Annotated in this window: 9 protein-coding genes; 6 read left to right on the top strand and 3 right to left on the bottom strand. The window is 70.5% G+C overall.

Features of this window, described 5'->3' with window-relative positions:
• Positions 1–79: 79 nt before the first annotated feature.
• Positions 80–1,567 (bottom strand): oligopeptide:H+ symporter, encoded by a 1,488-nt coding sequence (locus ACWD3D_RS26380; protein WP_451463280.1) that lies wholly within the window; start codon positions 1,565–1,567, stop codon positions 80–82.
• Positions 1,568–2,056: 489 nt separating this feature from the next.
• On the opposite strand from ACWD3D_RS26380, the gene ACWD3D_RS26385 reads away from it, so the two are divergent.
• Positions 2,057–2,734: a response regulator transcription factor gene (locus ACWD3D_RS26385; RefSeq protein WP_327176135.1), complete on the top strand. Its 678-nt coding sequence runs from the start codon at positions 2,057–2,059 to the stop codon at positions 2,732–2,734.
• Between the two features lie 112 nt (positions 2,735–2,846).
• Positions 2,847–4,112 carry an ATP-binding protein gene (locus ACWD3D_RS26390; RefSeq protein ID WP_451463281.1) on the top strand — a complete coding sequence of 422 codons (1,266 nt, stop codon included), beginning with the start codon at positions 2,847–2,849 and terminating at the stop codon, positions 4,110–4,112.
• Positions 4,113–4,191: 79 nt separating this feature from the next.
• Here the strand turns inward: ACWD3D_RS26390 and ACWD3D_RS26395 are convergent, their stop codons facing one another.
• The gene (locus tag ACWD3D_RS26395; protein WP_451463282.1) at positions 4,192–4,710 is read right to left on the bottom strand and encodes a GtrA family protein; all 519 of its coding nucleotides are present in this window, start codon (positions 4,708–4,710) and stop codon (positions 4,192–4,194) included.
• 218 nt (positions 4,711–4,928) lie between these two features.
• Between ACWD3D_RS26395 and ACWD3D_RS26400 the strand changes: the two genes are divergently transcribed.
• Genes ACWD3D_RS26400 through ACWD3D_RS26410 form a run of 3 tightly spaced genes read left to right on the top strand, consistent with a single transcriptional unit; the run spans position 4,929 to position 7,827 of the window.
• On the top strand, positions 4,929–6,059 hold the full coding sequence (locus ACWD3D_RS26400) for a 5-(carboxyamino)imidazole ribonucleotide synthase (protein ID WP_451463286.1): 1,131 nt from the start codon (positions 4,929–4,931) through the stop codon (positions 6,057–6,059).
• Positions 6,056–6,592, top strand: a complete 537-nt coding sequence (gene purE, locus ACWD3D_RS26405; RefSeq protein WP_451463283.1) for a 5-(carboxyamino)imidazole ribonucleotide mutase — start codon at positions 6,056–6,058, stop codon at positions 6,590–6,592. The genes ACWD3D_RS26400 and purE overlap by 4 nt, the downstream gene beginning before the upstream one ends.
• Positions 6,593–6,603: 11 nt before the next feature.
• Positions 6,604–7,827, top strand: coding sequence for a dipeptidase (locus ACWD3D_RS26410; RefSeq protein ID WP_451463284.1), 1,224 nt, complete (start codon positions 6,604–6,606; stop codon positions 7,825–7,827).
• A 104-nt stretch (positions 7,828–7,931) separates the two neighbouring features.
• Here the strand turns inward: ACWD3D_RS26410 and ACWD3D_RS26415 are convergent, their stop codons facing one another.
• The gene (locus ACWD3D_RS26415) at positions 7,932–9,275 is read right to left on the bottom strand and encodes a UDP-glucose dehydrogenase family protein (RefSeq protein ID WP_451463285.1); all 1,344 of its coding nucleotides are present in this window, start codon (positions 9,273–9,275) and stop codon (positions 7,932–7,934) included.
• A gap of 238 nt (positions 9,276–9,513) precedes the next feature.
• Here ACWD3D_RS26415 and ACWD3D_RS26420 point away from each other — a divergent pair, with 238 nt between their 5' ends.
• Positions 9,514–10,671: an acyl-CoA dehydrogenase gene (locus ACWD3D_RS26420; protein ID WP_451463287.1), complete on the top strand. Its 1,158-nt coding sequence runs from the start codon at positions 9,514–9,516 to the stop codon at positions 10,669–10,671.
• The last annotated feature ends 63 nt before the right edge of the window (positions 10,672–10,734 follow it).

Raw genomic sequence — 10,734 nt, forward strand, 5'->3', positions numbered from 1 at the left:
CCGGTCGACCACCCCGCCGGAGCCGTGCCGTACGGCGAGGGCCAGCGCGGCGGCCCTCCGCCGTTTCGGGCGGTACGCCTCAGCGCACGTCGCCCATGAGCTTCTTCACCTTGCCGCGGTACATGTAGATCGCGACGCCCGCGAGGACCGCGAGCGCGGCCTGCAGGGTGACGATGCCGGTGCCGTTGAGGTCCACGCCCGCGATGGAGAGCAGACCGGTGGTGCAGTCGCCCGCGGTGACCGCGAGGAACCACACACCCATCATCTGGCTGGCGTACTTGGCCGGAGCCATCTTCGTGGTGACCGAGAGGCCGACCGGGGAGAGCGTCAGCTCACCGACGGTCTGCACGAAGTAGATCGCGACCAGCCACATCGCGGCGGCCTGGTGGCCGTCGGTGGCGATGGTCAGCGGCGCCAGGAAGAGGAAGAACGACGCACCGACCAGCACCAGGCCGGAGCTGAACTTCACGATCGTGCTCGGCTCCTTGCCGCGGCGGTTCAGCGCCATCCAGAAGGCGGCGAAGACCGGGGCCAGGGCCATGATCAGGACCGGGTTGACCGACTGGTACCAGGAGACCGGGAACTCCCAGCCGAACACCGTGTTCCGCGCCGACGACTCGGCGAAGATCGCCATCGTCGAGCCGCCCTGGTCGTAGATCATCCAGAAGAGCGCGGCGGCGACGAAGAACCAGATGTAGCCGGAGACCTTCGACTGCTCGGTGGCGCTCAGGTCCTTGTCGCGCTTGATGCGCGCCAGGACCATGACCGGGATGACCAGACCGGCCACCGTGATCGGGACCAGCAGCCAGTTCAGCGTGTAGACGCCGGTGGCGACCGTGATGATGTAGAAGACGGCGGCGATCGCCAGCCAGATCATCGACTTGCGCAGCGTGGAGGCGCGCTCCTTGGTCGAGAGCGGCTTCGGAGTCTCGAAGCTGCGCGCGTCCAGGTGGCGGCTGCCGAGCAGGAACTGGGCGACACCCAGCCCCATGCCGACGGCGGCCAGGGCGAAGCCGAGGTGCCAGTTGACGTTCTCGCCGATGGTGCCGATCACCAGCGGGGCCGCGAAGCCACCGAGGTTGATCCCCATGTAGAAGATCGTGAAGCCACCGTCGCGACGCGGGTCGTCCGGGCCGTCGTAGAGGTGGCCGACCATCGTGGAGATGTTGGACTTCAGCAGGCCCGAACCGATGGCCACGAGACCGAGGCCGGCGAAGAACGTGCCCTCGGAAGGCAGGGCCAGTACGAGGTGACCGACCATGATCACCGCGCCGGAGATGGCCACGGTCTTGCGCGGACCCCAGACCCGGTCGCCGAACCAGCCGCCGGGCATGGCGAGCAGGTAGACGAGCGACAGGTAGACCGAGTAGATCGCCGTCGCCGTGGCCGGGTTCATGTGGAGCCCGTTGGGAGCGATCAGGTAAAGGGGGAGCAGGGCCCTCATGCCGTAGTAGGAGAAACGCTCCCACATCTCGGTCATGAAGAGCGTGGCCAGGCCGCGGGGGTGGCCGAAGAAGGTCGCCCCGCCGGTCTGGCCGGCGGTTTCCTTCGTCAGGCTGGACGCCATGGTCGATCCTTGCTGATGGGGACGTGTCACCGCCGTGAAAGCGGGGATGCGCCCGGTGGGGGGTAGCCGGCACCGACGCGCTCGGGGCCCTGCCCCTCGCCTGAAAGGGGACTCGCTCCGCCTTCCGTCCTCGTGGGGAGGTAAGGAGACGGGGGACCGACCGCATCGGGATCCACGCCCGGTGCGCATCCTCGCGCTCCGGGCCCGGCCCACAGGTCATTCACTCGTTATCAAGACTGGCGGGAACCAGCCCGCACATGAAAGGGACCTTCGGCGCGAAACGCTGCCCAAAGGTCCCCATTAGTGCAACAGGCGTCGCAACACCATACGACACGACCTTGCACCATATGGAAGAGTATGAGACATCGATCACAGGTGGGACCGGAACCGTAGTCGATCTTTCGAAGGTCTTTATGAGGATGGGCCCTTGGTCTGAAGGCGTTTTCCGGGGCCTCACTCCCGGCCTCCCTCGCGGACTACCATCACCCCATGACCCGTGTACTGCTCGCCGAGGACGACGCATCCATCTCGGAGCCACTGGCCCGCGCCCTGCGTCGGGAGGGTTACGAGGTCGAGGTCCGTCAGGACGGCCCGACCGCGCTCGACGCCGGGCTCCAGGGCGGCGTGGACCTGGTCGTCCTCGATCTGGGACTGCCCGGCATGGACGGCCTCGAAGTCGCCCGGAGGCTGCGCGCCGACGGCCACGCCGTGCCCATCCTGGTGCTGACCGCCCGCGCCGACGAGGTCGACACGGTGGTCGGCCTGGACGCCGGCGCCGACGACTACGTCACCAAGCCCTTCCGGCTCGCGGAGCTCTTGGCCCGCGTCCGCGCCCTGCTGCGGCGCGGCGCCGCCGAGCCCGCCCCGCAGCCCGCCACCCACGGCGTACGGATCGACGTCGAGTCGCACCGCGCCTGGATGGGCGACGAGGAGCTCCAGCTCACCGCGAAGGAGTTCGACCTGCTCCGGGTGCTGGTCCGCGACGCCGGCCGGGTCGTCACCCGCGATCAGCTGATGCGCGAGGTCTGGGACACCACCTGGTGGTCGTCGACGAAGACCCTGGACATGCACATCTCCTGGCTCCGCAAGAAGCTCGGCGACGACGCGGCCAACCCCCGCTACATCGCGACCGTCCGCGGCGTCGGCTTCCGGTTCGAGAAGAGCTGAGCCGACGGCGGCGGTCCGGACCAGGACCGCCGCCCCGGACCGCCGGACCCGAACCTGACGGACACCGGAACACGTCGACCTCTCGACCAGAGCTGACGGGCAGAAGCACCTCATGCGCCGCCGACTGATCAACTCCACGCTCTCCGTGGTGCTCGTGGTGATCGCCGTCTTCGGCATCTCCCTGGTCCTCGTGGAGACCCGCACCATCAGCGACAGCGCTCAGGAGAGCGTGGACTCCGAGGCGCTCCGGCTGATCAGCGTCGTGGAGAGCCGGCTGCTGAGCGACGAGCCGATCACCCTCGCCGTGCTCGACGAACAGGTCGTCGGCGACCGGTACGCCCGCGTCGAACTCCCCGGCCGCGCGCCGATCGAGGTCGGTACGCGCCCCGGCGGCAACGCCATCACCTCCGTCGTGAAGGGCGAGCAGGGCGAACGGGTCACCGTCGAGGAATCCCGCTCCGCCGTCACCCGCGAGGTCGGCCGCACTCTGCTGATCATCGGCGCGGTGGCCCTCCTCGCGATCATCTCGGCCGTACTCCTCGCCGTACGCCAGGCCAACCGGCTGACCTCTCCGCTCACCGACCTCGCCGAGACCGCCGAACGCCTCGGCTCCGGCGACCCGCGTCCCCGCCACAAGCGGTACGGGGTACCCGAACTGGACCGGGTCGCCGACGTCCTCGACGCCTCCGCCGAGCGGATCGCCCGGATGCTGACGGCCGAGCGCCGGCTCGCGGCGGACGCCTCCCACCAACTGCGCACCCCGCTGACCGCGCTCTCCATGCGCATCGAGGAAATCTCCGTCACCGACGACCCGGACACGGTGAAGGAGGAGGCGAACATCGCCCTCACCCAGGTCGAGCGCCTCACCGACGTCGTCCAGCGGCTGCTGACCAACGCCCGGGACCCGCGCACCGGCTCCGCCGTCGTCTTCGACCTCGACGAGGTCATCAAGCAGCAGATCGAGGAGTGGCGCCCCGCCTACCGCGGCGAGGGCCGCGCCGTCGTCCGCTCCGGCCGGCACGGCCTGCGCGCGGTCGGCACCCCCGGAGCCGTCGCCCAGGTGCTCGCCGCCCTCATCGAGAACGCGCTGATGCACGGCGGCGGCACGGTCGCCCTGCGCACCCGCGTCACCGGCAACCAGATCGTCGTGGAGGTCACCGACGAGGGCCTCGGCGTCCCCGCCGACCTGGGAGCCCGGATCTTCGAACGCTCCATCAGCGGGCGCAACTCCACCGGCATCGGTCTCGCGGTCGCCCGCGACCTCGCCGAAGCCGACGGCGGCAGGCTGGAACTCCTCCAGCAGCAGCCGCCCGTCTTCGCCCTCTTCCTCGGCAGCGTCGCCCGTACCCCCCAGGAACAGGAACGCCCGGTCCGCTGAGAGCGGGACCGGGCGGGGGCGCCGGACGGGACGGGCGGCCGGGGCAGGGCGGTGCGGGCGGCCCGGCAGGGTGGTGCGCTCAGTGCCCCACGCGGTCCGGCTCTACCGGCTCCGAGGGCTGCCGTCGTCCGGGAAACTTCTCCGCGACGACCAGGGCCTCCTTCGCGGGAAGAGTCTTGAACACCCAGGTGCGGTAGGACCAGAAGCGGAAGAGCGTGGCGATCCCGATGCCCGCGACCTTGGCGACGTTGCTCTGCACCGGGGTGTCCCAGCCGAAGCCGTACGTCGCCGCGTAGAGCACGCCCGTCTCGATCACCGCTCCCACCGCGCTGAACAGCAGGAACAGCGTCAGCTCGCGGGTCCGGCCACTTTTGTCGCGGTCCCGGTAGGTCCAGTACCGGAACCCGACGTAGTTGAAGAGGATGGCCACGCAGGTGGCCATCAGCCCGGCCCGCACCGTCGGGATGTCCGTGGTGCGCCAGATCAGGTTGGAGACGGCGATGTTGACCACCAGCCCGAGCGCGCCGACCACGCCGAACTTGGCGACCTCGCGGGCCAGCCGATCAAGCCGGGTTCGCAGTGCGCCCCGTTCGCTCATGGTGATCGTTCAGCCCCGTCCGGTCGGATTCGTCAACGCGCTCATGCTAACCAGCCCGGCCGTGCGACGCCCATGGGTCGCGTTCGCGCACCCGGCGAAGCCCGGGGTGTGCCGGCCGGACACACCCCGGTCACGGCGGCGGGGAGCCCCTTCGGGCCAGATTCGAGGGGCACCGGGGCGGCGGATACCCTGGGGTCGTGACGTTCCCGGTAGTCGGCATGGTCGGCGGCGGTCAGCTCGCCCGCATGACCCACGAGGCGGGTATCCCCCTCGGCCTGACATTCAAGCTGCTCAGTGACACTCCCCAGGACTCGGCCGCCCAGGTGGTGAACGAGGTCGTCGTCGGCGACTATCGCGACCTGGAGACCCTCCGCGCGTTCGCGCGCGGCTGCGACGTGATCACCTTCGACCACGAGCACGTGCCCACCGAGCACCTGCGCGCCCTGGAGGCCGACGGCATCGCCGTCCGCCCCGGCCCCGACGCCCTGCGGCACGCCCAGGACAAGGGCGTGATGCGGGCCCGGCTCACCGAGCTGGGCGTGCCCTGCCCCCGCCACCGCATCGTCACGGACCCCGCCGACGTCACCGCCTTCGCGGGCGAGGGCGACGGCTACCCGGTGATCCTCAAGACGGTGCGCGGCGGCTACGACGGCAAGGGCGTCTGGGTGGTGCGCTCCGAGGCGGACGCCGCCGAGCCCTTCCGCGCCGGAGTCCCGGTCCTCGCCGAGGAGAAGGTCGCCTTCGTGCGGGAGCTCGCGGCGAACATCGTCCGCTCCCCGCACGGCCAGGCCGTCGCCTACCCCGTCGTGGAGTCCGTCCAGGTCGACGGCGTCTGCGACACCGTCATCGCCCCGGCCCCCGGCCTCGACGAGAAGCTGGCCGGCGAGGCCCAGCAGCTCGCGCTGCGGATCGGCGCCGAACTCGGAGTCGTCGGCCACCTCGCCGTCGAGCTCTTCGAGGTGCGCGGCGCGGACGGGACCCCCGGCGTCCTCGTCAACGAACTGGCCATGCGCCCGCACAACTCCGGGCACTGGACCATGGACGGCGCGATCACCTCGCAGTTCGCCAACCACGTCCGCGCCGTGCTCGACCTGCCGCTCGGCGACCCGCGCCCGCGCGCACCCTGGACGGTCATGTGCAACGTCCTGGGCGGCGACTACCCCGACATGTACCAGGGCTACCTGCACTGCATGGCCCGGGACCCGCAGCTCAAGATCCACATGTACGGCAAGGACGTGAAGCCCGGCCGCAAGGTCGGACACGTCAACACCTACGGCGACGATCTGACGGACGTGCGGGAGCGCGCCCGGCACGCGGCCGACTACCTCCGAGGGACGATCACCGAATGACAGACCCGCGCACCGCACCCGTCGTCGGCATCGTCATGGGGTCGGACTCCGACTGGCCCGTCATGGAGGCAGCCGCCCAGGCCCTGGACGAGTTCGGCATCGCGTACGAGGTGGACGTCGTCTCCGCCCACCGGATGCCCCGCGAGATGATCGCGTACGGCGAGCAGGCGGCCGGCCGCGGCCTCAAGGCGATCGTCGCGGGCGCGGGCGGCGCCGCCCACCTGCCCGGCATGCTGGCCTCCGTCACCCCGCTGCCCGTCATCGGCGTCCCGGTACCGCTGAAGTACCTGGACGGCATGGACAGCCTGCTCTCCATCGTGCAGATGCCCGCCGGCATCCCCGTCGCCACCGTCTCCGTCGGCGGCGCGCGCAACGCCGGACTCCTCGCCGCCCGCATCCTCGCCACCGGCGACGAAGAGCTCCGCGAGAGGATGACCACCTTCCTCGGCGAACTGAACGAACAGGCTACCGAGAAGGGCCGGCGGCTGCGGGCCAAGGTCGAAGGATCCGAATCCTTCGGCTTCGGGCAGTAGGCTCCCCGCCCATGAATCAGACGGAAACCACGGCTCACGCAGACCGCCTGCGGCGGGCCCGGGACCTCCTCGCCGTCCACCCCGTCGTCGACGGTCACAACGACCTGCCGTGGGCCCTGCGCATGCAGACCGGCTACGACCTGAACGCCCGTGACATCGCCCAGGACCAGCGCGGCCTCCTCCACACCGACCTGCCCCGGCTCCGCGCCGGGGGCGTCGGCGCGCAGTTCTGGTCGGTGTACGTGACCTCCGAGCTCAGCGGCGACGACGCCGTCAGCGCCACGCTGGAGCAGATCGACATCGTCGGCGAGATGCAGACGCGCTACCCCGCGCACCTGCGCCGGGCGCTGACCGCCGACGACATGGAGGCGGCCCGCACCGAGGGCCGTATCGCCTCGCTGATGGGGGCCGAGGGCGGTCACTCCATCAACAACTCGCTGGCCACCCTCCGCGCCCTGCACACCCTCGGCGTCCGCTACATGACGCTGACGCACAACGACAACCTCGACTGGGCGGACTCCGCGACCGACGTCGCGCGGCTCGGCGGGCTCTCCGAGTTCGGCCGCGAGGTCGTCCGCGAGATGAACCGCTGCGGCATGCTCGTCGACCTCTCGCACGTGTCACCCGGCACGATGCGCGACGCCATCGCCACCAGCGAGGCGCCCGTGGTCTTCTCGCACTCCTCGGCCCGCGCCGTCTGCGACCACCCGCGCAACGTCCCCGACGACGTGCTTCTTTCGCTGCGTGACAACGGCGGGGTCGCGATGGCCACCTTCGTACCCAAGTTCGTGTTGCCGGACGCCGTCGAGTGGACGCTGGCCGCCGACCGGAACATGCGCGAGCACGGACTGCACCACCTCGACACCTCCCCGCAGGCCATGCGCATCCACGAGGACTTCGAGGAAGCCAACCCGCGCCCGATGGCCACGGTCTCCACCATCGCGGACCACCTCGACCACATGCGCGAGGTGGCCGGCGTCGACCACATCGGCATCGGCGGCGACTACGACGGCACCGCGTTCCTCCCCGAGGGCCTGGAAGACGTCTCCGGCTACCCGAACCTGATCGCGGAGCTGCTGCGCCGCGACTGGTCCGAGGCCGACCTCGCCAAGCTCACCTGGCAGAACGCGGTACGCGTGCTGCGCGACGCGGAGTCGGTCGCCCGCGACCTCCAGTTCCGCCGGAGCCCGTCCCACGCCACCATCGAGCAACTGGACGGCAAGCCCCAGTCCTGACCGGCCGCTCCGTCCCGCCCGCACGGGCCGGTACGTACGCCGAGAGGCCGCCCCGGAACGTCTCGGGTGCGGCCTCTCGGCGTACGCGGGGGTGCGGGGCGCGGTCAGGCGGTCGGGCGGCCCATCGCCCGGTAGGACCAGCCGGCCGCCCGCCACACCGCGCTGTCCAGCGCGTTGCGGCCGTCCAGCAGTATGCGGTGCGCGGCGACCTCGCCCAGCGCCACCGGGTCCAGCTCGCGGAACTCCCGCCACTCCGTCAGGTGCAGCACCACGTCCGCGCCGCGCACGGCGTCCAGCGCGGTCTCCGCGTACCCGAGGGTCGGGAAGAGCCGACGGGCGTTCTCCATGCCCTTCGGGTCGAAGACGGTGACCTGCCCGCCCTGGAGGTGGATCTGCCCGGCCACGTTCAGCGCGGGGGAGTCCCGTACGTCGTCCGAGTCGGGCTTGAAGGTCGCGCCCAGCACCGCCACCCGGGTGCCGAGGAACGAGCTGCCGCCCACGGCCTCCCGGGCCAGCTCCACCATGTGGCCCCGGCGGCGCATGTTGATCGAGTCGACCTCGCGCAGGAAGGTCAGGGCCTGGTCGGCGCCCAGCTCACCGGCGCGGGCCATGAACGCCCGGATGTCCTTGGGCAGGCACCCGCCGCCGAAGCCGATACCGGCCCGCAGGAACTTCGAGCCGATCCGCTCGTCGTGCCCGATCGCCTCCGCCAGCTTCACCACGTCACCGTCGGCCGCCTCGCAGACCTCGGCCATCGCGTTGATGAAGGAGATCTTGGTGGCGAGGAAGGAGTTCGCCGCGGTCTTCACCAGTTCGGCGGTGGGGAAGTCGGTGACCACGAAGGGGGAGCCCTCCGCCACCGGAACGGCGTACACCTCGCGCAGCAGCTTCTCGGACCGCTCGCTCTCCACCCCGACGACGATCCGGTCCGGGTGCAGGGTGTCCTTCACGGCGAAGCCCTCGCGCAGGAACTCGGGGTTCCAGGCCAGTTCCGCGTCCGCGCCCACCGGAGCCAGCTCGGCGAGCACCGTCGCCAGCCGGGCCGCCGAGCCGACCGGCACGGTCGACTTGCCGACCACCAGCGCCGGGCGGGTCAGGTGCGGGGCCAGCGAGGCGAAGGCGCTGTCCACATAGCTCATGTCGCAGGCGTACTCGCCGTGCTTCTGCGGAGTGTTCACGCAGACGAAGTGCACGTCGCCGAATTCACCGACCTCCTCCCAGGAGGTGGTGAACCGCAGCCGCCCGGTGGAGCCCGGAATCCCGGCCACGTGCTTCTGGAGGATCTCCTCCAGACCGGGCTCGTACATCGGCACCCGGCCCGCCTGGAGCAGCTCGATCTTCTCCGGCACCACGTCGAGCCCGAGCACCTCGAAGCCCAGCTCGGCCATGGCCGCGGCATGGGTGGCGCCGAGGTAGCCGGTGCCGATCACAGTGATCCTGAGGGCCATGGGTGCTCCTGGATGAAACGGACGGACGTGCCTCGCCGAGCATAGTCGGGCCCGCCCGGCCGCCATTTCCGCCCGTTATCGGCCATTGGTTACCCTTCCTCCCCCTCTGTGGGTGACCGCGACCGTTCCGCCACGCGCTGTCGTCAAGCTCACGCGTCCGGCGCGTAGGCCATCGCGAGTGGCCGGGACTAAAATTGGGTTACTGAACGGTAGTTAGCATCCTTGGGGAGTGAGCGTCTTGGCGGGTTCGACCGATTTCGACCTTTACCGTCCGGCTGAGGAGCACGAGATGCTCCGCGAGACGATCCGGTCGCTCGCCGAGGCGAAGATCGCCCCGTTCGCGGCGGCGGTGGACGAGGAGGGCCGCTTCCCCCAGGAGGCGCTGGACGCCCTCGTCGCCGCCGACCTGCACGCGGTCCACGTGCCGGAGGAGTACGGCGGCGCCGGCGCCGACGCGCTCGCCACGGTCATCGTGATCGAGGAGGTGGCCCGCGCCTGCGCGTCCTCTTCCCTCATCCCGGCCGTCAACAAGCTCGGCTCCCTCCCGGTGATCCTCTCCGGCTCCGAGGCGCTGAAGAAGAAGTACCTGGGCCCGCTCGCCAAGGGCGACGCGATGTTCTCGTACGCCCTCTCCGAGCCGGACGCGGGCTCCGACGCGGCCGGCATGAAGACCAAGGCCGTACGCGACGGCGACTTCTGGGTGCTCAACGGCGTGAAGCGCTGGATCACCAACGCGGGTGTCTCGGAGTACTACACGGTGATGGCCGTCACCGACCCGACCAAGCGCTCCAAGGGCATCTCCGCCTTCGTCGTCGAGAAGTCCGACGAGGGCGTCTCCTTCGGCGCCCCGGAGAAGAAGCTCGGCATCAAGGGCTCCCCGACCCGCGAGATCTACTTCGACAACGTCCGCATCCCCGCCGACCGCATGATCGGCGAGGAGGGCACCGGCTTCGCCACCGCGATGAAGACCCTGGACCACACCCGCATCACCATCGCGGCCCAGGCGCTCGGCATCGCCCAGGGCGCCCTCGACTACGCCAAGGGCTACGTCCAGGAGCGCAAGCAGTTCGGCAAGCCCATCGCCGACTTCCAGGGCATCCAGTTCATGCTCGCCGACATGGCGATGAAGCTGGAGGCCGCCCGCCAGCTCACCTACAGCGCCGCCGCCAAGTCCCAGCGCCTCGACGGCGACCTGACCTTCTTCGGCGCCGCGGCCAAGTGCTTCGCCTCCGACGTCGCCATGGAGGTCACCACCGACGCCGTGCAGCTCCTCGGCGGCTACGGCTACACCCGTGACTACCCGGTCGAGCGCATGATGCGCGACGCCAAGATCACCCAGATCTACGAGGGCACGAACCAGGTCCAGCGCATCGTCATGGCGCGCAACCTGCCGTAACGGGAGCCGCCCGCCCCGTTCCGTGAAGCCCGTACGGCCCCGACGCGACCAGCGCGTCGGGGC

This window comes from Streptomyces sp. NPDC002690, assembly GCF_053592415.1.